Source organism: Pradoshia sp. TA40_28 (assembly GCF_059694525.1).
Genome location: NZ_JCATZO010000011.1, coordinates 63,078 through 84,067 on the forward strand (window position 1 = coordinate 63,078; position 20,990 = coordinate 84,067).

Here is a 20,990-nt window from a genome sequence, read left to right on the forward strand (position 1 = left end):
GTAAAATACAATGAAAATCAAACTGGGATTATTATATGGTGGTAAATCAGCTGAACATAAAGTATCGATGCAAACTGCATTGGCAGTAATCAAGGCATTGGATTCTTCTAAATATGATATACATCCGATTTACATAAATGAAGAAGGGGAATGGATGAAAGGACCTCAATTACAAGGACCGGTAGAATCTGTTAAACAGTTGGAATTTGGTGGCGGTCATCTAGAAGTTCAGGAAACTGGTTTCACTAGTATTATGGCTAAAGGTTCCGAGCAGAAATTCGATGTTATTTTTCCATTATTGCACGGCCCGAATGGCGAAGATGGTACAGTACAAGGATTATTGGAGCTGCTTAACCTTCCATACGTAGGAAATGGTGTCCTTGCATCATCTGCAGGTATGGATAAAGTCATTATGAAAAATATCTTTGCACAGGCTGGCCTGGAGCAAGTTGGCTATGTTTCTTATTTACGTTCAGAATGGAGCGGCAGTGAAGAAAAGGTATGCCAGGAAGTAGAAGAGGCAGTGGGATATCCTTGTTTTGTTAAACCAGCGAACTTAGGTTCCAGCGTTGGAATTAGCAAATGTGATAATGCGGAAGAACTCCATAAAGCGTTTGAAGAGGCATTCCAATTTGACCGTAAAGTAATTGTTGAAGAGGGCGTTACGGCAAGAGAAGTTGAAATTGGCGTTATCGGCAATGATTATCCTGAATGCTCGGTGGCTGGGGAAATTATCCCGAAAAAAGATTTTTATGATTATAAAGCGAAATATGAAGACGGAGACACAGCGTTAGTGATACCGGCTGAGATTTCTAAAGAAGAATATCAAATGTTGCATGATATGGCGATCAAAGCCTATAAAGCATTGGATTGCTCTGGACTAGTTAGAGCAGACTTCTTCCTTACACGTGATGGAAAGGCCTATATCAATGAGGTAAATACGATGCCTGGATTTACTCCGTTCAGTATGTTCCCATTACTTTGGAACCACACGGGTGTGGAATATCCACAATTAATTGAAAAACTAATTAATCTAGCCATCGAAAGACATGCTGAAAAGCAAAAAATTAAATATACTATTTAAACCTAGTCAATCAAGCCGAATGCGGTGACAACTAGGTGAAACAGGCCACACATATCTTTAAAGACAAAGCAGTAGACAAATGTTCAGGCCTAGATTATTCAGGCCTGACATGGGCTGCTTTGGCAAGACGAAACGGCACAGGAATACTGTACCGCACTTCTTTTTAGAGTGGTTGTTTCTGTTCCAGGGATGATAAAGGGTAATGGAGGATTAATATGATCAAGCGTACATTGGCTGAAATTGCAGCTATGGTAAATGGCAGTATGAATGAAAGATTCAAAGACATCCTTGTATCAGGGGTAACAAATGATACAAGAAAGATTGAAGATGGTAATCTATTTGTTCCTCTTCAAGGGGAACATAGCAATGGACATCATCATGTAGAGACAGCATTTGAGCAGGGAGCTTCTGCTTCTTTTTGGGAAATCGATGCACCAAATCCTCCTCAAAACAGGGCTTTGATTTACGTAAAGGATAGTTTAAAAGCATTGCAGCAATTATCTAAAGCGTATCTACAAGAGCTAAATGCAAAAGTCATCGGTATTACGGGGAGTAATGGTAAAACGACCACTAAAGATATGACGGCATCCATTATGAAAACGAAATACCGGGTCCATAAAACGAACGGAAATTACAATAATCATATTGGATTACCGCTTACAATTTTGTCAGCCCCGGAAGATACGGAAGTACTGATTCTTGAAATGGGTATGAGCAGTCGTGGTGAGATTGCCCTGCTTTCCGCTATTGGACAACCAGATATCGCTATTATTACTAACATTGGAGAATCACATCTACTTGATCTTGGTTCCCGTGAAGGAATTGCAGATGCCAAAATGGAGATTGTTGAGGGTTTAAAGAAGAATGGAACACTCATTTATCATGGGGATGAACCTCTTCTGGTCAGCAGGGTATCCAAAGGTAATTACGAACAAATCACTTTTGGCAGTAGCATGACAAATGACTATTATCCCATTCAAAGCGAATCAGGTGAGAATGAAATGAGATTTACAATTGATGTAGAGGGAGCTCATTCTTTCGTATTGCCTCTTCTGGGCAATCATAATGTGCTGAACGCATTGGCCGCCATCGCAGCTGGTAAAACAATGGGATTATCATGGGATCATATCGCAAAAGGACTTGCTGAAGTGAAGCTTTCAAATATGAGGATGGAAATGTCGGTTGGAGCGCGTGGCGAAAAAATTATCAATGATGCTTATAATGCCAGTCCAACCTCTGTAAAAGCTGCCATTGAATTAGTGAAGGGACTGACAGGAGCTGAGCGGAAAATCCTTGTACTTGGAGATATGCTCGAATTAGGGCCGGAAGAAGAGATGTATCACTCCAAAATGGGTGAGTTAATCACTGAGGAAATTGATTATGTCTTTACATATGGAAAGCTGGCTAAAAAGATCGCTGAAAGCGCCACAGAGAACCTCGGCAAAGAGCGTGTCTATCATTTCAATGATAAAGATCAATTATCCTTGAAATTAAAAGAAATGATCGATCAGCATTCCATAGTACTGGTCAAAGCTTCAAGAGGTATGAAGTTAGAGGAAGTAGTTCGCAGCCTCCAAAACTAGTTTTCGTTTATCAATCCTATTATAGTTGGGATGATGCCATTCATTCTTTTGAGTTAAAAGAATGAATGGCATTAAAAAAAGCTGCCTTCCTGCATGATTTTATATAAATTTGGGTAAGATATAAACTATATGTGAATAGAGGTTGTACGAATAATTAGAAATTTCCACAGCAGAGGCTTAGCTGGTGAAATCAGGCTGCAGTAAGGAATTTGCCAACTTTTCTACAGCTAATCAATCGATTGATTAATACTGTAAGGAAACATTCAACTATTTTCAGATATGAGATTGAGTGAAAAGAAAGCAAACATCCAGTCCTGAAAATAATAATAAAATATACAGAGTGCGATACAAAGAGTTAATAAATTTACATTCGTAAACCTCTATCTAAAAACATCGTAAAACCCACTTTATCGCACAAAATGTCCTGTGCTATGTTTGTCTTTCATTCGTAGAATCTAGATACAACCCAATCGATACTATAGAGGGAGGCGGTATATGAATGCAGGCATTAATCTTCTGACTTTGAACTACTTATTACTTAATTAAGAGGTAAAATGTCTAAAAGAAATTCGAATCGATAACTAGCATAATAGAATACCGTAAACCTGATTATTTGCAATCCGGGTCAGTTTTTGTTAACATAAGTTAAATACATGCGTTTCATGAAAATTTTCCAAATGAATTGGACTTATGAACTCATGCTGCCGGGATACTGACGGCCGCTTTTTTTTATGAGATCGAAACCCTGTGCGACAGGCACGATTAAACGACCCGTAATCCTGTTTTACAGGAATGAAAAATATATTGAAGCAATTGTTAAAATAACACCTATTTTCGTGAAAAAGGGGTAGAAAAATTAATGGCATTATTTAGTGAATTAGGAATTAGCCGCGACACATTAAAAGCAGTAGAAAAAATGGGGTTTGAAGAAGCAACTCCAATCCAATCCGAAACGATTCCACTCGCATTGCAAGGTGGAGATTTAATTGGACAAGCTCAAACTGGTACTGGTAAAACTGCTGCTTTCGGAATTCCGATGATTGAAAAGATCGATGTAAACAAAGATGAAATCCAAGGCTTAATTATTGCACCGACACGTGAGCTTGCTATTCAGGTTTCTGAAGAGTTGTACAAAATTGGAGCAGGCAACCGTTCTCGTGTACTTGCAGTATACGGTGGACAGGATATTAGTCGCCAAATCCGTGCGATGAAAAAACGTCCGCATATCATTGTGGGGACACCAGGCAGACTGTTGGATCATATTAACAGAAAAACAATTCGTTTAAACAATGTTCATACTGTTGTACTTGATGAAGCAGATGAAATGTTGAACATGGGATTCATTGAAGATATTGAATCAATTTTGTCTTCTGTTCCAGATGATCACCAAACTCTATTGTTCTCTGCAACAATGCCTGATCCAATCCGTCGCATAGCTGAGAGATTCATGCATGAACCAAAAACGGTACGTGTTAAAGCAAGAGAAATGACTGTTCCTGCGATCAGCCAATACTATGTTCGCGTTCCAGAAAGAGAAAAATTCGATACATTAACTCGTCTGATTGATATCCATACACCAGAATTAGCTATTATATTCGGTCGTACTAAACGCCGTGTTGATGAATTAGCAGAAGCGTTGACAGTACGTGGATATACAGCTGAAGGAATTCATGGAGATTTGACACAAGCGCGTCGTATGTCAGTTTTACGTAAGTTCAAAGAAGGAGCAGTCGATATATTGGTTGCTACAGATGTGGCAGCGCGTGGTCTTGATATTTCTGGAGTTACACATGTATATAACTACGATATTCCTCAAGATCCTGAGAGCTACGTTCACCGTATTGGACGTACAGGAAGAGCGGGTAAAGAAGGAATGGCTATTACATTCGTAACTCCTCGTGAAATGTCTTATCTTGAAGTAGTTGAACGTACTACTAAAAAGAAAATGGAACGTATGAAAGCTCCGACTGTTACAGATGCGTTAGAAGGACAACAAAAAACAGTTAGAGAAAAATTGTACAATGTTGTTTCTTCTGAAGACTTAACAGCTTATCTTCCGTTGGCTAAAGAAATGTTGAATGATCAAAGTGCAGAGGAATTAGTTGCAGCTGCATTGAAATTATTCATTAGAGAGCCGGATGAAAAGCCTGTAAATATTTCAGAAGAGAAACCACTACCTTTCCGTAAAGAGGGTTCTTACAAAGGTGGAAAAGGTGGCGGAAAACGTCCATATAACAGAGGTGGAGACAGAGATAGCCGCGGCGGTGGAGACAGAAAACGCAGCAGCAATCAAAATGGACGCAGAAAGTCCTACTCAAACTCCAAACCGAAAAACACAAGTAAATAAGTAATCATAGAAGGGCAAGTCCTCACTTAATGAGGATTTGCCCTTTTTGTGTTTTACTTGCTTCCTTTGTTCATAATAAGAAAAAGGAGGCGAAAGGAATCATGACGTTCGTTCGTTTGGGTTATGTAGCAATGAGTATGGAATTGAAAAATGCGTCCCCTTCTAAAACGATGACCTATGCACAATTCAGCAAGTTGGCAGACAGGGAGGCAGCTATAAGAAAGTTAGAAAAAATTGCAAAAGCCAATCTGAAAAATTGCCTTCGTTTGCTAATACACAATGAAGCAAATGGAATCAAATTCTTTCGGTTTTCCTCAAAATTAATACCGCTGGCCAATCATCCGGAATTAAAAGATTGGAAGTACATGGAGAGTATAATAGATGAAACCAGAGCCATTAAAGATTATCTTGAAAAACATCCAGATATGAGAATTGATTTTCATCCGGATCATTTTGTGGTTTTGAATAGTGAGGATAAAAATATATTAAAGGCGTCTATTAAGACGTTGAGGATGCATCATCAATTGCTGAAAGCATTTGGATTGGAGCCGAAACATAGGTGCGTTTTACATGTTGGAGGATTATATCAAAATAAGGAACAAGCACTGGAACAATTTATTTATAATTGGGGATATATTCCCGTTGACCTACAGGAAATGATTATACTGGAAAATGATGATACGTTATTTAATATCCATGATACCCTCTATCTATGTGAAAAACTGTTAATTCCCATGGTCTTTGATTTACACCATCATAAAATTAATAACCATGGTGGTTGGAAAGAGCAATGGCCAAGAATTGTACAGACTTGGTCTAACTCGAAGCTACCGGTTAAAGTCCATCTTTCCTCCCCTAAAGAGGCGAAAAATAAAAAAGCACATGCTGATCATGTGCAAATAGAAGAAGTAATTGAATTAGTAAAAGGAAATAATGGTCAAGCCAGTCAAATTGATTGCATGTTGGAAGCGAAGTATAAAGATTTTGCTGTATTTAAGATGATGGAAGGTTTGCAATCGCTGAATGATTTTACGATTTTAAGTGGGGCTACGTTTTCTTATGACCATCTGTAAGGCGAAAATCGATAAGCTTAGCATAATAGTAATTACGGCTGTGTAAGAAAAGAAGTTGAACCTCACGCAGAGCATTAGAATCTTTGCCAATGGCTAAATAATAATGTTCGAAAAAGGTCAGTGAACCTTTCTCGGAGTGTAAGGAGTCCAAGAGTCGAGTTCCTACATCTGTATTACCAGTGACCATAAAACGATGAGCTTTTTCAGATGGAGATGCTGGTGGAATATCCAATTCCCTTTGCCATAAGCTTCTAAATATATCTAATGAACTATTAAGAGAAGACTCTATAAATTGCCTCCGTTGTGGATGTACATTTTTTGTTAAGGCCTTGCCTTTCATTATCCATGCTTTTGCAATCATAAAGCTTTCAAACATATATGAATGGGCTAGAATATGACACAAGGATATCTCCAGAGTGGGAAATTGATGTAATAAATCCTTTTTATCATAATACAGTTGACAGGCATTTCGTACATGCTTGGGATCTGTATTGCGGCATAATATAGAAACCAAATACATTTCCCCAAGTTGTATTTTAAAAATCGTTAACAAATCTTGATTCTTACATAATAAAAGCATCGATTCAACTGCTTTTATTAGCTTAGTGAAGGGCTCTTGCAAACGTAATCGGCTAATCCCATATAGATGGGAAATGATGGAGGCTATATTTATTTCCAGGCAGCTTGATGACATATTGAATGCTTGATCAATGAGCTCGATGTCATCAGTCTGAGTTTCTGCCTGGGCAATATAAATGGAAAATACCTTTCTCAATTCATCATTTTCAGGATCTGAAGTATCCTCCAATAGTAATCGTTTAATCCATTCGATACACCCCAACCGTAATAAATATTCAAGGATGAGAAGCTTTTGAACCATTCCGCACGTACATTTGCGATAATAGGAACTAACCAATTTGAAGGCTTCCTTTTCATTTTGTAATGAACAAGAAGCCATAGCTTTCATGACATATATTGGATGATACTCTTCATAAGTCTTAAGGGAGAAGTTGTCCGATAATGTTACCCAATCTGGGATCGTAAAAGTAAGGCATTCTTGGCCTTTTCCTTTTATGGGGGGAGGAATCAAATATTCCAATTCCTTAAATGCTAAATCCATTATCCTCTACCTACTCTCTGTAACATTACCTATACTATATCCTATTATAGTTATTATTTCCTATATAGGAAATACTTTTATGTCAATTTTCGATTGGTTACTAGCAACCAGGATAATGCGAAACCTATGATAAGACCGCCGATATGCCCAGTAATGTTAATGGATGATTGAAAAAAAGACATCACGACACCAATGATAATCAAAGCTAAAATGGTTTGTGAATTTTGAGGTGAGATTAAGTCTTTTCTAAAAAAGATAATATACGCGTAACATCCAAACAAGCCATAAATAGAACTGCTGGCTCCAACGTGAGCATACATCAGAGGCTCTGCGAAGAAGGTAAACAGATTGGCTAAAATGCCGGAGAGCATAAAAAATAAAATGAATTTAGATGTTCCCAAAATTTGTTCCAAACCTGGACCAATAATGATTAAGGAAAAGCAGTTGAATAATAAATGGGAGAACCCAACATGGAGAAAAATTGGCGTAACCAATCTCCAATATTGGCCCTCTGCTATGAAGAAATTAACCCCGCTTAATAAAGTGTAGAGATCTCTGCCAGGAAATAGCGGTAAAAAGGTAATAATATAAAGGGCTATACAAATGCCTGTTAAAACACTTACTCCTGGATAATAACGGAGGAATTGCTTGAAACTTTCAGTACGCGTGAACAAAAGACATCATCCTTACATAAAAGATTTGGTAATTCATTTATAATGGAGTGTGATAGAAATACAGATCACCATAAAAATTGGAGCGTGAAAACCAATGATTGTTGGAATGGGCATCGATATTATTGAACTTGAGAGAGTGAAAAATATACTTGAACGAAAGCCGAAATTCGTGAAGCGTATACTTACAGCAGATGAGGAAAAATACTTCTCGTCATTGAGTGAAAATCGGAAAATAGAATGGTTTGCCGGTAGATTTTCTGCCAAAGAGGCTTTTTCTAAAGCGTATGGAACAGGTATTGGTGAAAAACTATCATTCCAAGATATAAGCATCGTACCAGACCGCAATGGTAAACCCGTTATTCAACATCCATTTGGGATGAAGGCGCATGTGAGTATTACCCATACTAAACAATATGCAGCTGCCCAGGTTATATTGGAAGAACTGTAAAAATAAATTGTTTGTCCAACACCAGCACATAATCAGAAGGATTGTCTCATATATTCAAGTAGCGAATAGGAGAGACAAGGCCTTGTTTTGGAAGTTTACTACCCGCATTTTGTTTGGATAAAACTCGCCGTAGCAGTCGTTTAAATAACAGATATGCATTAAATTAAGAATAGCAGACTTACTACCTGTTTTGAACGAATCTATCCGAAAATGCCCAGGCATTAATGTGAGACTTGAACGGACGAAACCTGATTGCCTTTTCCTCTCCCTTTTACTTACTACTGTTAAAAGGGGATGAGATCTTGAAGAGGTTAATGATGCTAATGCTGACAATGGGATTTATGTTGGTCTTGGCAGGCTGCGGAGAAAAATCACAAACAGATGTTGTGGATGCACTTACGAAAAAGATGAATGATTTAAAGGGATACAAGGCTGATGCAAAAATGACCTTGAAAATGGGGACAGAACCGCAAGTATATGATGTGGAAGTATGGTACCAATCGCCATCCAACTACCGTGTAAACTTAAAAAATGCCCAAAAGGATCAAAGTCAGATCATCCTGCGAAATCAAGAAGGGGTATTTGTGTTAACTCCTGCGCTTAATAAAAGCTTCAAATTTCAAAGCGAATGGCCAAAAAACAGCTCCCAGGCTTATCTGTACGAATCCTTAATCACAGATGTCTCTGTAGATAAGGATGCAAGTTTTAAAGCCACAGAAGATAGTTATGTGTTTGAGACAAAAACGCGGTATCAAAATAATAAAATGTTACCATTGCAAGTCGTGGAATTCGATCGAAAAACACTGGAACCGAGAAGTGTGGAAGTAATGGATTCTGATCGCAATACGTTAGTTCAGGTGGAATTTGAGCAAACAAAGTTTAATCCTAACTACGGCAATGGTGACTTCGATGTGAAAAAGAATATGACAGGGGCACAACTGGAAGTGCCAGTCATGTCTTCGGAAGAAGAGATTGAGTTCGAAGTTCAATACCCGACTGCTGAAATTCAGGGAGTGGAACCTGCAGGTGAGAAAACAATTAAATCTGAGGATGGAAAGAGAGCTATTCTGACATTTGTGGGCGATAAGAAAGAATATACCTTAATTGAAAACAAATCGAAAATTGTTAAAGAAGCAGCAGTTACAACAGCGGAAGGTGAGCCTGTAGATTTAGGATTTACAATTGGGAATATGACAGAGAATTCAATTTCCTGGTCTTATGAAGGAATAGACTTTATGCTGGCAGCAAAGAATCTCTCAACAGATGAGATGGTTATGATCGCACGATCTGTACAGGAAACTGCAGAGAAATAGAGAAATAGGCCTGTTACAGATACAGGCCTATTTTCTTTTGGATTTCTTCAGGTATGAATTGACTATCTTTTCGTTAAGGGGAATAATCAAGGTATAAACATCTAAAGGAAGGTCAACCGCATATGAAAAATAGTCAATTATCGTATAGAGATACTTGGGTAGAAATAAATTTAGATCATATACATCATAATGTCGAACAATTTAGACAACACTTACCTTCTACTACTAATATCATGGCAGTTGTAAAAGCAAATGCTTATGGTCATGGTGATAGACAAGTGGCTGAGACTGCCCTGGGTGCGGGAGCAACAAGTTTGGCGGTAGCTTTTCTTGATGAGGCAATCCGGTTGCGCCAGGCAGGAATAAAGGCTCCTATATTAGTGCTTGGTTCCACTGGGGCTAGAGATGCAAAGGTTGCAGTACAGTACAATATTTCTTTAACTGTACATGATATCGATTGGATAGGGAAAGCTGTTGAATATTTACAGGAAGAAAAAAGTGCGCAACCATTAAATATACATGTGAAAATTGATACTGGTATGGGCAGGCTTGGGATTAGAAGTAAACAAGAGATGAAAGAAATTGAATATATCCTCAAACATCAGAGTCATATCCATCTGGAAGGTGTGTTTACTCATTTTTCTACTGCGGATGAACTTGATTTAAGAAAAACGCAAAAGCAATTGTTGAAATTCAATGAGATTCTTGATAGTATGGAATACTTGCCGCCTTTTATTCATACTAGTAATAGTGCGGCAGCTATGCGATATCCTGAAGCTTATTTCAATACAGTGAGGCTTGGTATTTCCATGTATGGCTTAAGCCCATCTCCGGAAATAAAGGATCAATTACCTGTGTCATTAAAGCCTGCCTTATCTCTATATACGAAAGTGAAGCAAATCAAGAAGATTTCAAAAGGGGATACGGTTGGGTACGGTGCAACATATGTGGCGGAGGAACCAGAGTGGATTGCAACACTACCTATTGGATATGCTGATGGATGGATAAGAAAACTATCAGGTCAATCTGTACTGATTAAAGAAAAGCGAGCACCTATTGTAGGGCGGATTTGCATGGATCAATGCATGGTGAAATTAGATCAGTTTGTTCCGGAAGATACGATAGTTACTCTCATCGGGTCCGATGGTGATGAGATGATTACGGCAGATGAGATTGCCCAAAAACTAGAAACGATTAACTATGAGGTGGTTTGTCAATTATCAAGTCGAATTCCTCGGGTTTATAAACGGGATGATTTAATAGTTGAAACAGTAAACCAACTATTCCGGTATTGATTATTTAGCACATTTGTGCATGAATAATGAATAAAGAACATCTATTTAGCCTCATAATAAGTAAGAAATGTACTAGACACCTTTGCATGCAGAAGTATTAATGGTAAGATATAATAGTAAAGAACTATGTGGTTTGTAGTGATGGTGGAGGTGTTTGCCTGTGTCTGAGTCCAGTGCAACTACGGAAATTCTAATACGCTTGCCCCAAAATTTGCTAAGTGAGTTGGATGGATACGTGAGAGAAGAAAATGTGAATCGAAGCGAATTTATTTTTCAAGCTACAAAAATGTATTTGCAAGAACGCAAAAAGAAAGAGTTTCGCGAATCCATGCGCCGTGGATATATGGAGATGGCCAATATTAATTTGACTATGGCAGCTGAAGCTTTCCAGGCAGAATATGAGGCTGAACATGCCGTGGAGCGTTTAGTTAGCGGTGAATAAGGGTTTAAATGTAAAACGTGGTGACGTGTATTTCGCTGATTTGTCTCCGGTCGTTGGATCTGAGCAAGGAGGGGTAAGACCGGTCCTTGTTATTCAAAATGACATAGGTAATCGATTTAGCCCTACCGTAATTATTGCGGCAATTACGGCACAAATACAAAAAGCGAAACTGCCAACCCATGTAGAAATTGACGCCCAAAAATATGGATTCGAACGTGATTCTGTTATTTTACTTGAACAAATTCGAACAATTGATAAGCAGAGATTAACAGATAAAATAACGCAGCTCGATGATGAAATGATGCGTAAGGTTGATAATGCGCTCCAAATCAGTCTGGGACTTGTGGAATTGTAATAGTTAAAAGATTATAAAAACATACTTCTGTGCTGAAGGTTTGGCTGCCAAGAATTTAAATTCTTGGCAGCCTTTTTATTTACCTATAATAGCAGGAAAATTTATCTTTTAAGGTTTAAGTTGTAGAAAAGAGGGAAAAAAGTACAAGTTACAGTGAAGTAAGAAAAAGAGTACGGTATATTGTGGTTTTGATAATACCTATGGATTTAGATTTCTGATTTCCTATTTTCTTTTTAAGTGTTTATAATAGTTTGTAAATACGACTTTTTAAAATTAATCGAAAACTTACCGAAAGAACAGATTCTCATATAAAAAAAGGATTCATATAAATGTGCTGGAGGAGGAGCTAATGAATAAGCTAGTGCAAAACTATATCCAGGATCATAAAGACGTTATACTGCAGCAATGGGTTAATCGCGTTAAGGAAAAGGCAGATGAACGAGTCGCTAAGATTGTTACTGACCATATGTTTATACACACAAGTAATGAGTTTATTGAAGTGTTGATTTCTAATATTACAGATTCAGATGAAGAGTTTAAAACGAAGTTAGGTGATTTTGCAGCCAAGATTATTCGTCTGGGCTGGCCATTAACGTTTGTGAATGACGGGATGAAGGCGTTCAACATCGTTGTAACAGAAGGGATGATTAACGAGGGGATAATGACAAAGGAAAATCAGCTTGAGATTGTGCTCGATTTTGATGAATGGATTACACCTTTAAACAATGAAATCCTTAATGTCTATACATCTACATGGGAGCGAACTGTTTCGTTGCAAAAAATAGCTCTTCAGGAATTGTCTGCACCGCTCATCCCGGTGTTTGAAGGGATTACAGTAATGCCTTTAATAGGAACAATCGATACAGAACGAGCGAGACAAATTATGGAGAATCTTTTAGATGGCGTAGTTAAGCATCGTTCCGAGGTGGTGTTAATTGATATTACTGGGGTACCGGTTGTAGACACTATGGTGGCCCATCATATTATCCAGGCGGCAGAAGCTGTCCGTCTTGTTGGCGCACGTTGTATGCTTTGCGGGATACGTCCAGAGATTGCTCAAACAATTGTTAATCTTGGGATTAACTTAGATGAAATCATAACTAAAAACACATTGAAAAAGGGTGTAGAGGCTGCCCTGGAAATTACAAACAGAAAAATTATAATAACCTCGGAGGAGTTAGCATGAGGATTCCAATATTAAAGCTGCACGATTGTCTCCTGATCTCGATACAGTGGGAACTGGATGATGCAACTGCTCTCCAATTTCAGGAGGATTTATTGCATAAAATACATGAAACGAATGCGAGTGGAGTGGTAATTGATTTAACCTCGGTGGATATAATCGACTCCTTTATCGCTAAAGTTCTTGGCGACGTCATTAATATGTCGAAATTAATGGGAGCCAAGGTTGTAATTACAGGGATTCAACCAGCTGTTGCCATCACATTAATCGAACTGGGTATTACCTTATCTGATGTTATGACTGCATTAGATCTTGAAAAAGGTTTGGAGAAATTACAAAAGGAACTGGGGGACTAGCATGATGAGTACCCAATCCTACGTAAAAATTCTAAATGAATGGGATATTGTTGCAGCCCGCCAAGTGGGCAGAAACGTGGCCAAAGAATTAGGTTTTGGCACTGTGGATCAAGCAAGAATTACCACAACCATAAGTGAATTAGCAAGGAATATATATTTATATGCAGGGCAGGGTCAAGTGTGCATTGAGAAGGTATATGACAATGGAAAAACAGGCCTAAGAGTCATTGCCGAAGATAACGGTCCCGGAATAAGTGATATAAGAAGAGTAATGGAAGATGGATATACAACATCTGGTGGTCTTGGAGCGGGACTGCCCGGAGTCAAAAGATTGATGGATGATTTTGATATTGATTCTGATGTTGGAAAGGGTACAAAGATTACATCAACCAAATGGCTTCGATAGGAGGGAGATAGGTGAGTAATAGAGAGTGCATGGAAGAAAGATACCGTGAAGCTCTCTCGAACTATTTGACAGAGCATACGGAAAAAGCGTTATATCTAGGACATAAATTAAGCAAAGAAGCTATTGAACATATGGTATCTCCTGAAGAAATCATAAGTTTACATAAGAATGCGCTAAAGGATATTCTCCCTGATATACCAGAGGACGTTAGCCACTCTCTTGATTTTTTACTGGAAATTATGATGGAATACGGTGTTGCATTTCGTGAACTCCAGAGTCTTCGACATCAACAAAGAGAGTTGAAGAGTGAAATGGAGATCGCGGCCAATGTTCAACAAACATTATTGGAAACGCGAGTTCCTATCCTCAAAAATCTTGAAATTGGTGCCATTAGTGTTCCAGCTAAGCATATGAGCGGAGATTATTATCATTTTGTCGAGGATGAAAATGGTCGGGTAGCAGTAGCGATAGCAGATATTATTGGCAAAGGAATTCCTGCAGCATTGTGTATGTCTATGATCAAGTATGCTATGGATTCTTTACCGGAGCATCGTACTTCCCCGGCCAGTGTCCTTGAAAGTATTAATCGGGTAGTGGAGCAAAATGTTGGTCCGAGTATGTTTATAACCATGTTTTATGGACTGTATGATCCATCTGATCATATTTTTACATATGCATCAGCTGGTCACGAACCTGGTTTTTTCTATAATTATCAAGAAAATGAATTTACCGAGTTAACGGCAAAGGGTTTGTTGCTTGGTGTGAATAAAAGAACGACTTACCAGCAATATGAACGCAAAATTGAAGTGGGGGATATGATTATTCTCCTTTCAGATGGAGTAACGGAGTGCAGGACAGATGAGGGATTTATTGAAAGAGATACCTTGGTTAAATTTATTCAGGAGTCCATCCATTTAGATGCCCAATCAATCGTAAATAATCTATATAAAAAGTTGGAAAAGATGCAACATTTCCAATTAAGGGATGATTTTACCTTAATAATTATGCGACGGAAGTTTTAAATGGATAAAAACGGGTAAAAGGATTAGAAGCGAAACTTGACTTTTTGAGGAGAGGTACAATTCATGAACATTTCAATTGATGTACAAAATGTGAATTCGGATATACACGTAAATGTTAAAGGCGAGATAGATGCATATACAGCACCAAAGCTAAGAGAAACACTTTTTCCTTTATCGGATCAGGATAAAGTGGTTATGATTGTTGATTTGACTGATGTTTCTTATATGGATAGTACAGGTCTTGGTGTATTTGTAGGATTGTTTAAAAATGTCCGTGCGCATAATGGAGATTTTAGAATCATCGGACTATCCGAGAGGTTACATCGTCTTTTTGAAATAACTGGTTTAGCGGATATAATCCATATAAAAAGCCATGCAGAGGGTGGAGCGCAATGAGTGAAACATACGAATATATTGAAATGAAAATACCTGCAAAACCTGAATTTATTGGGGTAATGAGATTGACTTTATCAGGCATAGCCAGCCGTATGGGATTCTCATATGATAGTATTGAAGATTTGAAAATTGCTACGAGCGAGGCTTGCACAAATGCCGTTCAGCATGCATATAAAGGTAATCATAACGGTGAAGTAGTCGTTGGTTTTGGGTTATATGAAGACCGTCTGGAAGTGATGGTTGTTGATAATGGAGAAAGCTGCGACTTTGAAGAGGTTCGACAAGGCTTGGGGCCGTATGAAAGAGACCAATCGGTAGAATTCTTAAGAGAAGGAGGATTAGGTCTATATCTGATTGAAACACTCATGGATGAAGTGAAAATACATCAAAATGAAGGTGTGACAGTATTCATGACGAAGTTTCTTGAGGGAGAGCAGGTGGAGAGTGATGCAGAAACAATCTCAAATTAGTGAAGAGAAAAAGGCTCAAATGAGAGAACAAGTCACCGAATGGATTAAAGCCTATCAACTGCACGGAGATGAAGAAGCACAAGCCCAACTTGTTCAGCATTATCAGGGATTAGTAGAAACGATTGCGAGAAAATATTCTAGAGGAAAATCCTATCACGAAGATATTGCTCAGGTCGGTATGATTGGATTACTTGGAGCGATTCGCAGATACGATGATTCTTTTGGAAAAAGTTTTGAAGCATTTGCTGTTCCAACAATAATTGGTGAAATCAAGCGCTTTTTACGAGATAAAACATGGAGTGTTCACGTCCCACGAAGAATTAAAGAACTTGGTCCTAAAATCAAATCGACTGTGGAGGAACTTACCACAACGTTACACCGTTCTCCTAGGATTGAAGAAATTGCTCAGTACTTAGAGGTTTCCGAGGAAGAAGTATTAGAAGCGATGGAAATGGGTAAAAGTTATCAAGCGTTGTCAGTGGACCATTCAATTGAAGCAGATTCAGATGGCGGAACAGTCACGTTATTAGACATATTCGGAAATGTAGATGAAGGATATGAAAGGGTTAACCAGCGTCTGGTTTTAGAGAAAGTTCTTCATGTATTGTCTGATCGAGAAAAGAAAATTATTCAATATACGTACTTAGAAAATTTGAGTCAAAAAGAAGCAGGAGACCGATTAGGTATCTCCCAAATGCACGTGTCACGTCTCCAGCGTCGTGCTATAAAAAAATTGCAAGAAGCCATCAATGCTGAAAATTCGGAGTATATACGGTGAATCAGGAAGTATTGAGAGACAATAGAGTTCAATTAATTGCTTCTCAATCCCCTAAACAAGGGAAGCTATTATGTGGAGACGATTATTTTTTTGAAGTGACGGACGATTATTTTATATGTGTGCTCGCAGATGGATTGGGCTCGGGAGAGTTTGCGCATGAATCGTCTCGGGCAGTTACAAACGTTGTCCGAGAGTTTCAGGGCGCTGATGTCGGAGAGATCATGGAACGTTGTAATCAGGCTTTGGTAAGAAAAAGGGGAGCAGCCGTAGCTATTTTTAAAGTGGATTTTAAAAAGAAAGAATTCCAATATAGCTGCGTAGGCAATATTCGTTTTTATTTATATCCACCAGATGATAAAATGATTTATCCTTTACCTGTAACTGGGTATTTGTCTGGAAGGAAGCAACGTTTTCATACTCAACGGTTTACATATATACCTGCTACTAAATTTTTCATTCACTCAGATGGCTTTGAAATGAAGGGAACTAAAAACTTCTTACGTAATTCCGGTTCTCTTGAAGAAACAGCAAGAAAATTAGAGAGTCAAAATAGTGCCATTAACGATGATGTTACATTCATTTTTGGGAGTCTTTTATAATGATAAGAGACTTCTTTTTTGTGTTATTTTAGAATTTAGCCCGGTATTTGAAAAAGAACGGGTTATGATACTATAAAGATAATAATTGCAGAGGGAAGGTTTGATGGGATGAAATCTAAGGATGAACTGATTAAATATATAGCTGCAGAACTTTCTATACGGGAAAAACAAGTTAGTAGTGTGTTGGCGTTGTTAGAAGATGGAAATACAATCCCTTTTATTGCGCGTTATCGAAAAGAAATGACCGGCTCATTGGATGAGGTTGAAATTCGGTCCATTTCTGAGCGGTGGACCTATCTCGAGAATTTGGAAAAAAGAAAAAATGAAGTCCTGCGGATTATCGAGGAGCAAGGGAAACTCACAGAAGAGTTGTCCCGTGAGATTATCAAAGCTGTCAAATTACAAACTGTCGAGGATCTCTACCGCCCATTCAAGCAGAAACGTCGAACAAAAGCGACGATAGCTAAAGAAAAAGGATTGGAGCCACTGGCGACTTGGATTATTGAAGCCCCTGTGTCCGCTAGCCCGCTTGAAAAAGCTGCTCAATTTGTAGATGCAGATAAAGGAGTTTTATCGGCTGCGGAAGCAATTGAAGGAGCTAAAGATATTATAGCTGAGAATATATCCGATAATGCCTCATTCAGAAAATGGATTCGGGAGGAAACATTCAAGCATGGTACGATCAAGTCCATCGGCAAAGATGAGGAAAAGGATGAGAAAAAAGTTTTTGAAATGTACTATGACTATGAAGAGGCGATTGGAAAAATAGTTCCCCACCGTATTTTAGCTTTAAATCGGGGTGAAAAAGAGGGCGTGCTCAGAGTTTCCGTTAAAGCGGATGTTGAGAAGATTTTAGACTACCTCTACAAAAAAATGACTTTGAATGTAAATAATCCGAGTACAGTGATTATAAAAGAGGCAATTGAAGATAGTTATAAGCGGTTGATCCAGCCTTCTATAGAAAGAGAAATACGTAATGAACTTACGGACAAGGCTGAAGATCAAGCTATTTATATTTTTTCGGAAAACCTGAGAAATTTACTGCTTCAGCCTCCGTTGAAAGGGAAAATGGTTTTAGGGGTTGATCCGGCTTATCGTACTGGCTGTAAATTTGCAGTGGTCGATCCTACAGGGAAAATGCTTGAAGTAGGTGTTATTTACCCGCATCCTCCAGTAGCTAAAAAGAACGAAGCGACTAAAATTATCCTATCTATCCTAAAGAAATATAACATTGAGATCATTACAATTGGAAATGGAACAGCTTCGCGGGAGACAGAGCAATTTATTGCAGATACTTTAAAAATGCAAAATGAGAAAATTTATTACGTCATAGTGAATGAAGCCGGTGCGAGCGTTTATTCGGCATCGGATATCGCAAGAGAAGAATTTCCGGATTTACAAGTGGAACAACGGAGCGCTGTCTCGATTGCTAGAAGGCTCCAGGATCCTTTGGCTGAATTAGTCAAAATTGATCCTAAGTCTGTAGGTGTCGGGCAATACCAGCATGATGTATCAGAAAAGAAATTAAATGAGTCACTGAGTTTTGTGGTGGAAACGGCTGTAAATAAGGTTGGAGTTAATGTAAATACGGCTTCTCCTTCTTTGTTGCAATATGTGGCAGGACTTTCGAAATCCGTAGCCCAAAATATCGTGAATAAAAGAGAAGAAGAAGGTGCTTTTTCTAATCGATCTGCTTTAAAAAAGATACCGCGACTTGGTGCGAAAACGTATGAACAAGCTATTGGGTTTTTAAGAGTGATTGGTGGGGAGGAACCTCTTGATCGAACTTCTATACATCCGGAAAATTATCAATCTGTTCGGTTATTATTGAAAATGCTTGGCTTTACAACTGAGGATTTAGGAAGCGATCGATTAAGGGAAGCGTTGTCTTCTGTAAATAAAAGCGAAATATCAGCTAAATTGGATATCGGTGAAATCACGTTGGCGGATATCATAGATGCTTTGATGAGACCGGAAAGAGATCCGCGTGATGAGTTGGCAGCCCCTTTATTGAAATCCGATATATTGAAAATGGAGGACCTTAAGCCGGGAATGGAGCTTCAGGGAGTGGTCCGCAATGTGGTTGACTTTGGAGCGTTCGTTGATATAGGTGTGAAGCAGGCCGGGTTGGTTCATATTTCAAAATTGAGCAATCGTTTTGTAAAGCATCCAATGGATGTTGTATCGGTTGGTGATGTGGTTACTGTTTGGGTGGATCAAGTAGATATACCTAAAGAACGTATCGCTCTTACAATGGTAAATAAATCTGTATAAGAAGAGAATGAAAAGCATTGCCTCTATTCGGAGAGGGCAATGCTTTTATTATAAAAAAACCAACATTGATTCAAAAGCTGTACTTGTCTGCTGTTTTTTTCAAAAAAGGCTTTTTGAATTTGATTTTGCAACCAGGCAGGCACGGTTAGACCTCCTTTGATAAATGTTGTACTATGAATAAGGTGATACGCCTATGGCTAGTTTATTGTATGTAGTGAAGGCTAGGTTTGTTACTTTAAAAGGTACGGAGGGTTTATCAAAGATGACGGATAATGAGTTGCAGCAATTAGTTGAAAAATTATCAATGCGCTATTTCGGGAGGCCTTTCACTCATAAAGCAATCTTTAATAGAAGGTTAAGAACAACAGGCGGTCGATATTTATTAGGGAGCCATAATATTGAGATTAATCGAAGATATTTAGACGAAATGGGAATGAGTGAGATAGTGGGAATCATCAAGCATGAATTATGCCACTATCATTTACATCTTCAAGGAAAGGGATACAGGCACGGAGATCTTGACTTTAAAAAACTCTTGGCAGAAACAAATTCACCGCGATTTTGCTCTGTATTAGAGAGTAATAAACCTACTGTAAGGCCTATTAAATGGATATATGAATGTGGAAAATGCGGTCTTGAGTACAGGAGGAAAAGACAGATTAATACTAAGAAATATGTATGTGGAAAATGCCGTGGAAAAATAATTTTAAAAAAGTCATTGACATAGACCTTGCTAACATGGTAACTTATTTGAGCGGCCTTAAAAAAGCCGAAAGCAAAAACAACCTCGAAAACACAACTAAAAAAAACTTTTAAAAAAGTGTTGACAGGTTGAAAGAGAGTCGTTATAATAGATAAAGTCGACAGGGCGCTTGAAAATCTCTGAAAGAGATGATAAAGTGTTTAAGAGACTGAAATAAACGCAAACGATACTATGTATGGCCCCTTGGTCAAGCGGTTAAGACACCGCCCTTTCACGGCGGTAACACGGGTTCGAATCCCGTAGGGGTCACCATTCAAAACTCAGATTGTTTGAGCGAGATATTACGATCGTCGCGGGGTGGAGCAGTCTGGTAGCTCGTCGGGCTCATAACCCGAAGGTCACAGGTTCAAATCCTGTCCCCGCAATAAATGGTCCGGTAGTTCAGTTGGTTAGAATGCCTGCCTGTCACGCAGGAGGTCGCGGGTTCGAGTCCCGTCCGGACCGCCATTTTTATTAAAATAACACTTAACTCATAAAGAGAAAAGTGATTATAATAAATAGTGTGTTTAGAAACACCTTTGGGCTATAGCCAAGCGGTAAGGCAACGGACTTTGACTCCGTCACGCGTAGGTTCGAATCCTGCTAGCCCAGCCATTTAGAGCCATTAGCTCAGTCGGTAGAGCATCTGACTTTTAATCAGAGGGTCGAAGGTTCGAGTCCTTCATGGCTCACCATTATAAATATGCGGGTGTGGCGGAATTGGCAGACGCACCAGACTTAGGATCTGGCGCCTTACGGCGTGGGGGTTCAAGTCCCTTCACCCGCACCATTTATTACCACTTGATTGCAAGTGAAATAAATACTATAATGAATGTTGTCGTCGCGTTGTTAAGACGCGGTCGTGGCGGAATGGCAGACGCGCTAGGTTGAGGGCCTAGTGGGGGTTAACCCCGTGGAGGTTCAAGTCCTCTCGGCCGCACCAACCAAATAAAATATGCGCCCGTAGCTCAATTGGATAGAGCGTTTGACTACGGATCAAAAGGTTAGGGGTTCGACTCCTCTCGGGCGC

Annotated in this window: 22 protein-coding genes and 8 tRNA genes; 27 read left to right on the forward strand and 3 right to left on the reverse strand. The window is 38.8% G+C overall.

Features of this window, described 5'->3' with window-relative positions:
• The first annotated feature begins 10 nt into the window (after positions 1 to 10).
• The 4 genes from AC58NB_RS14385 to uvsE all read left to right on the forward strand — a co-directional run bounded on the left by AC58NB_RS14385 (position 11) and on the right by uvsE (position 6,087).
• The gene (locus tag AC58NB_RS14385) at positions 11 to 1,084 is read left to right on the forward strand and encodes a D-alanine--D-alanine ligase (RefSeq protein ID WP_497427525.1); all 1,074 of its coding nucleotides are present in this window, start codon (positions 11 to 13) and stop codon (positions 1,082 to 1,084) included.
• Between the two features lie 215 nt (positions 1,085 to 1,299).
• Positions 1,300 to 2,667: a UDP-N-acetylmuramoyl-tripeptide--D-alanyl-D-alanine ligase gene (locus AC58NB_RS14390; RefSeq protein ID WP_497427526.1), complete on the forward strand. Its 1,368-nt coding sequence runs from the start codon at positions 1,300 to 1,302 to the stop codon at positions 2,665 to 2,667.
• 859 nt (positions 2,668 to 3,526) lie between these two features.
• Positions 3,527 to 5,014, forward strand: coding sequence for a degradosome RNA helicase CshA (gene cshA / locus AC58NB_RS14395; protein ID WP_497427527.1), 1,488 nt, complete (start codon positions 3,527 to 3,529; stop codon positions 5,012 to 5,014).
• 101 nt (positions 5,015 to 5,115) lie between these two features.
• Positions 5,116 to 6,087, forward strand: a complete 972-nt coding sequence (uvsE, locus tag AC58NB_RS14400) for a UV DNA damage repair endonuclease UvsE (protein WP_497427528.1) — start codon at positions 5,116 to 5,118, stop codon at positions 6,085 to 6,087.
• Here uvsE and AC58NB_RS14405 read toward each other — a convergent pair.
• Positions 6,062 to 7,207: an AimR family lysis-lysogeny pheromone receptor gene (locus tag AC58NB_RS14405; RefSeq protein ID WP_497427529.1), complete on the reverse strand. Its 1,146-nt coding sequence runs from the start codon at positions 7,205 to 7,207 to the stop codon at positions 6,062 to 6,064. The two genes, uvsE and AC58NB_RS14405, sit on opposite strands and share 26 nt — an antisense overlap.
• Before the next feature lie 77 nt (positions 7,208 to 7,284).
• The gene (locus AC58NB_RS14410) at positions 7,285 to 7,881 is read right to left on the reverse strand and encodes a rhomboid family intramembrane serine protease (protein WP_497427530.1); all 597 of its coding nucleotides are present in this window, start codon (positions 7,879 to 7,881) and stop codon (positions 7,285 to 7,287) included.
• Between the two features lie 94 nt (positions 7,882 to 7,975).
• Here AC58NB_RS14410 and acpS point away from each other — a divergent pair, with 94 nt between their 5' ends.
• The 14 genes from acpS to AC58NB_RS14480 all read left to right on the forward strand — a co-directional run bounded on the left by acpS (position 7,976) and on the right by AC58NB_RS14480 (position 19,218).
• Positions 7,976 to 8,329 carry a holo-ACP synthase gene (gene acpS, locus AC58NB_RS14415; RefSeq protein WP_497427531.1) on the forward strand — a complete coding sequence of 118 codons (354 nt, stop codon included), beginning with the start codon at positions 7,976 to 7,978 and terminating at the stop codon, positions 8,327 to 8,329.
• Between the two features lie 302 nt (positions 8,330 to 8,631).
• The gene (locus tag AC58NB_RS14420; protein WP_497427532.1) at positions 8,632 to 9,642 is read left to right on the forward strand and encodes a LolA family protein; all 1,011 of its coding nucleotides are present in this window, start codon (positions 8,632 to 8,634) and stop codon (positions 9,640 to 9,642) included.
• Between the two features lie 122 nt (positions 9,643 to 9,764).
• Positions 9,765 to 10,937 (forward strand): alanine racemase, encoded by a 1,173-nt coding sequence (gene alr / locus AC58NB_RS14425; RefSeq protein WP_497427533.1) that lies wholly within the window; start codon positions 9,765 to 9,767, stop codon positions 10,935 to 10,937.
• 160 nt (positions 10,938 to 11,097) lie between these two features.
• Positions 11,098 to 11,379: a CopG family ribbon-helix-helix protein gene (locus tag AC58NB_RS14430; RefSeq protein WP_497427534.1), complete on the forward strand. Its 282-nt coding sequence runs from the start codon at positions 11,098 to 11,100 to the stop codon at positions 11,377 to 11,379.
• Positions 11,372 to 11,734 carry a type II toxin-antitoxin system PemK/MazF family toxin gene (locus tag AC58NB_RS14435; RefSeq protein ID WP_066102464.1) on the forward strand — a complete coding sequence of 121 codons (363 nt, stop codon included), beginning with the start codon at positions 11,372 to 11,374 and terminating at the stop codon, positions 11,732 to 11,734. The genes AC58NB_RS14430 and AC58NB_RS14435 overlap by 8 nt, the downstream gene beginning before the upstream one ends.
• A 349-nt stretch (positions 11,735 to 12,083) precedes the next feature.
• Positions 12,084 to 12,920, forward strand: a complete 837-nt coding sequence (rsbRA, locus tag AC58NB_RS14440) for an RsbT co-antagonist protein RsbRA (RefSeq protein ID WP_497427535.1) — start codon at positions 12,084 to 12,086, stop codon at positions 12,918 to 12,920.
• Positions 12,917 to 13,273 (forward strand): STAS domain-containing protein, encoded by a 357-nt coding sequence (locus AC58NB_RS14445; RefSeq protein WP_497427536.1) that lies wholly within the window; start codon positions 12,917 to 12,919, stop codon positions 13,271 to 13,273. The genes rsbRA and AC58NB_RS14445 overlap by 4 nt, the downstream gene beginning before the upstream one ends.
• A 4-nt stretch (positions 13,274 to 13,277) precedes the next feature.
• Positions 13,278 to 13,679 carry an anti-sigma regulatory factor gene (locus AC58NB_RS14450; RefSeq protein ID WP_497427548.1) on the forward strand — a complete coding sequence of 134 codons (402 nt, stop codon included), beginning with the start codon at positions 13,278 to 13,280 and terminating at the stop codon, positions 13,677 to 13,679.
• Positions 13,680 to 13,690: 11 nt separating this feature from the next.
• Entirely contained in the window at positions 13,691 to 14,701 is a 1,011-nt protein-coding gene (locus tag AC58NB_RS14455) for a PP2C family protein-serine/threonine phosphatase (protein ID WP_497427537.1), read from the forward strand.
• Positions 14,702 to 14,764: 63 nt separating this feature from the next.
• Positions 14,765 to 15,097 carry an anti-sigma factor antagonist gene (locus tag AC58NB_RS14460; RefSeq protein ID WP_497427538.1) on the forward strand — a complete coding sequence of 111 codons (333 nt, stop codon included), beginning with the start codon at positions 14,765 to 14,767 and terminating at the stop codon, positions 15,095 to 15,097.
• Positions 15,094 to 15,567: an anti-sigma B factor RsbW gene (rsbW, locus tag AC58NB_RS14465; RefSeq protein ID WP_497427539.1), complete on the forward strand. Its 474-nt coding sequence runs from the start codon at positions 15,094 to 15,096 to the stop codon at positions 15,565 to 15,567. The genes AC58NB_RS14460 and rsbW overlap by 4 nt, the downstream gene beginning before the upstream one ends.
• Positions 15,545 to 16,345 (forward strand): RNA polymerase sigma factor SigB, encoded by an 801-nt coding sequence (gene sigB, locus AC58NB_RS14470; RefSeq protein ID WP_497427540.1) that lies wholly within the window; start codon positions 15,545 to 15,547, stop codon positions 16,343 to 16,345. Before rsbW ends, sigB begins: the two co-directional genes overlap by 23 nt.
• Positions 16,342 to 16,944, forward strand: a complete 603-nt coding sequence (locus tag AC58NB_RS14475) for a PP2C family serine/threonine-protein phosphatase (protein ID WP_497427541.1) — start codon at positions 16,342 to 16,344, stop codon at positions 16,942 to 16,944. The genes sigB and AC58NB_RS14475 overlap by 4 nt, the downstream gene beginning before the upstream one ends.
• A 108-nt stretch (positions 16,945 to 17,052) precedes the next feature.
• On the forward strand, positions 17,053 to 19,218 hold the full coding sequence (locus tag AC58NB_RS14480; protein ID WP_497427542.1) for a Tex family protein: 2,166 nt from the start codon (positions 17,053 to 17,055) through the stop codon (positions 19,216 to 19,218).
• A 23-nt stretch (positions 19,219 to 19,241) separates the two neighbouring features.
• Here AC58NB_RS14480 and cmpA read toward each other — a convergent pair whose 3' ends face one another.
• The gene (gene cmpA / locus AC58NB_RS14485; RefSeq protein WP_497427543.1) at positions 19,242 to 19,361 is read right to left on the reverse strand and encodes a cortex morphogenetic protein CmpA; all 120 of its coding nucleotides are present in this window, start codon (positions 19,359 to 19,361) and stop codon (positions 19,242 to 19,244) included.
• Positions 19,362 to 19,480: 119 nt separating this feature from the next.
• Between cmpA and AC58NB_RS14490 the strand changes: the two genes are divergently transcribed.
• The 9 genes from AC58NB_RS14490 to AC58NB_RS14530 all read left to right on the forward strand — a co-directional run bounded on the left by AC58NB_RS14490 (position 19,481) and on the right by AC58NB_RS14530 (position 20,990).
• A complete protein-coding gene (locus tag AC58NB_RS14490; protein WP_497427549.1) occupies positions 19,481 to 19,945 on the forward strand; it encodes a SprT family protein in 465 nt (154 codons plus the stop codon).
• 213 nt (positions 19,946 to 20,158) lie between these two features.
• Positions 20,159 to 20,233 (forward strand) — tRNA-Glu (locus AC58NB_RS14495).
• A gap of 39 nt (positions 20,234 to 20,272) precedes the next feature.
• Positions 20,273 to 20,346: transfer RNA gene (locus tag AC58NB_RS14500), tRNA-Met, on the forward strand.
• Positions 20,347 to 20,351: 5 nt separating this feature from the next.
• A tRNA-Asp gene (locus AC58NB_RS14505) sits at positions 20,352 to 20,428 on the forward strand.
• A gap of 72 nt (positions 20,429 to 20,500) precedes the next feature.
• Positions 20,501 to 20,575, forward strand: a tRNA-Gln gene (locus AC58NB_RS14510).
• 4 nt (positions 20,576 to 20,579) lie between these two features.
• Positions 20,580 to 20,655, forward strand: a tRNA-Lys gene (locus AC58NB_RS14515).
• A 10-nt stretch (positions 20,656 to 20,665) separates the two neighbouring features.
• Positions 20,666 to 20,750: transfer RNA gene (locus AC58NB_RS14520), tRNA-Leu, on the forward strand.
• Positions 20,751 to 20,816: 66 nt separating this feature from the next.
• Positions 20,817 to 20,903 (forward strand) — tRNA-Leu (locus AC58NB_RS14525).
• Positions 20,904 to 20,917: 14 nt separating this feature from the next.
• Positions 20,918 to 20,990, forward strand: a tRNA-Arg gene (locus AC58NB_RS14530).

Excerpts from the sequence above, each read along its gene's own strand:
- AC58NB_RS14450 (WP_497427548.1), top strand. The coding sequence starts at position 13,278 with ATGAGTACCCAATCCTACGTAAAAATTCTAAATGAATGGGATATTGTT.
- cshA (WP_497427527.1), top strand. The coding sequence starts at position 3,527 with ATGGCATTATTTAGTGAATTAGGAATTAGCCGCGACACATTAAAAGCA.
- AC58NB_RS14385 (WP_497427525.1), top strand. The coding sequence starts at position 11 with ATGAAAATCAAACTGGGATTATTATATGGTGGTAAATCAGCTGAACAT.
- AC58NB_RS14490 (WP_497427549.1), top strand. The coding sequence starts at position 19,481 with ATGACGGATAATGAGTTGCAGCAATTAGTTGAAAAATTATCAATGCGC.
- rsbRA (WP_497427535.1), top strand. The coding sequence starts at position 12,084 with ATGAATAAGCTAGTGCAAAACTATATCCAGGATCATAAAGACGTTATA.
- AC58NB_RS14480 (WP_497427542.1), top strand. The coding sequence starts at position 17,053 with ATGAAATCTAAGGATGAACTGATTAAATATATAGCTGCAGAACTTTCT.
- AC58NB_RS14405 (WP_497427529.1), bottom strand. The coding sequence starts at position 7,207 with ATGGATTTAGCATTTAAGGAATTGGAATATTTGATTCCTCCCCCCATA.
- AC58NB_RS14445 (WP_497427536.1), top strand. The coding sequence starts at position 12,917 with ATGAGGATTCCAATATTAAAGCTGCACGATTGTCTCCTGATCTCGATA.
- AC58NB_RS14390 (WP_497427526.1), top strand. The coding sequence starts at position 1,300 with ATGATCAAGCGTACATTGGCTGAAATTGCAGCTATGGTAAATGGCAGT.
- AC58NB_RS14460 (WP_497427538.1), top strand. The coding sequence starts at position 14,765 with ATGAACATTTCAATTGATGTACAAAATGTGAATTCGGATATACACGTA.
- alr (WP_497427533.1), top strand. The coding sequence starts at position 9,765 with ATGAAAAATAGTCAATTATCGTATAGAGATACTTGGGTAGAAATAAAT.
- uvsE (WP_497427528.1), top strand. The coding sequence starts at position 5,116 with ATGACGTTCGTTCGTTTGGGTTATGTAGCAATGAGTATGGAATTGAAA.
- sigB (WP_497427540.1), top strand. The coding sequence starts at position 15,545 with ATGCAGAAACAATCTCAAATTAGTGAAGAGAAAAAGGCTCAAATGAGA.
- rsbW (WP_497427539.1), top strand. The coding sequence starts at position 15,094 with ATGAGTGAAACATACGAATATATTGAAATGAAAATACCTGCAAAACCT.
- acpS (WP_497427531.1), top strand. The coding sequence starts at position 7,976 with ATGATTGTTGGAATGGGCATCGATATTATTGAACTTGAGAGAGTGAAA.